The sequence below is a fragment of the Herbiconiux daphne genome (assembly GCF_024979295.1).
Taxonomy (GTDB): domain Bacteria; phylum Actinomycetota; class Actinomycetes; order Actinomycetales; family Microbacteriaceae; genus Herbiconiux; species Herbiconiux daphnes.
Genome location: NZ_JANLCJ010000148.1, coordinates 1 through 1,062, shown reverse-complemented (window position 1 = coordinate 1,062; position 1,062 = coordinate 1). Strand labels below are relative to the sequence as shown.

The 1,062-nt window shown below is 42.7% G+C and carries 1 protein-coding gene; it reads left to right on the top strand.

What is annotated here, in order from left to right; all coding sequences use genetic code 11:
- Nucleotides 1-602 precede the first annotated feature (602 nt).
- The gene (locus N1032_RS23695) at nt 603-956 is read left to right on the top strand and encodes a hypothetical protein (RefSeq protein ID WP_259542830.1); all 354 of its coding nucleotides are present in this window, start codon (nt 603-605) and stop codon (nt 954-956) included.
- Nucleotides 957-1,062 lie beyond the last annotated feature (106 nt).

Below are 1,062 nucleotides of genomic sequence, written 5' to 3'. Positions count from 1 at the left end.
TCCCTTCCCTCCTCGGCTTGTCCAATCCAAATCAAATCCCAAACCTCATAGAATGTAGATATCACCCACATCATTACAGGCACCTCACCTACGTATCGCGCCTACGGGTGCGCTGGAATCGATCCCCTCCGCGTAGCACTGATTAATGACGCCGGGGTCAGCCCCGTCCCTACGGAAAGACCAAAAGCTGAGGTGCCACTAGATAGATAAATAAATACATCTAGGTAAAACATACACAAATATCTACTATCTATGTATGTATCTAACATCTACTTTCTATCCTCCTTCCATACTTAGACAGATTCCATACTCTCGACCTTATTGTGAATCTTCCAAGTTCTTTGGATATCTGATGTAACCTGCCCTCTCCTCATTGCATTGGGTATTCGAGTATGTAGTTTAGAAGTGAACCTACATTAAAAAACTTCTAACCTTTAAAGGACTAACACTCCTTTCTCTTACAGTGTTATGTTCCATTGCTTATTGGTGGTGACGTCCCTTAAGCAGAACGCCATAGCTACTACGCTGAACAGTGTAAAGAGATAAACGTGTCTTCTCATATCGGATACTAGGATGTATCCATACCCACATAAGGAAATAAGATGACCTCTTCCATTATCGAGTTAGCAAAGCAATCAGGCTCTATGGGTTTCACAGTGTCTGAGATGTCAGCTGCTGCTAAGCTCTCCGTTGATTTAGTCAGCGATACTGTAGAACAGTTAAGAGTCCCTTCCAATGGTAGTAAACTCCCTGAGATTATCAAGACTATCGATTCTCGTAACGATGAATCTATCTACATCCACATCTCCCAAATGGCTAACTACACCTACGCACGTAAAGCACGTATGGCTGTAGAGAATCCAGAATATGGTAAGTGGTCTACTCCTATCGAAACCGTAGTTCACGATGAAGTGTATGAACGTGCTATGGATGAGGATACCACTGATGCTGAATGAGACAGATAGATTAAATCGTCTGGATGAAATCGAGCAAGAGCTTGACTACCATCATAGCAAGATTCGTTTCCTCGCTGAGGAACGTTCCTTCTTAATGACAGAAGAA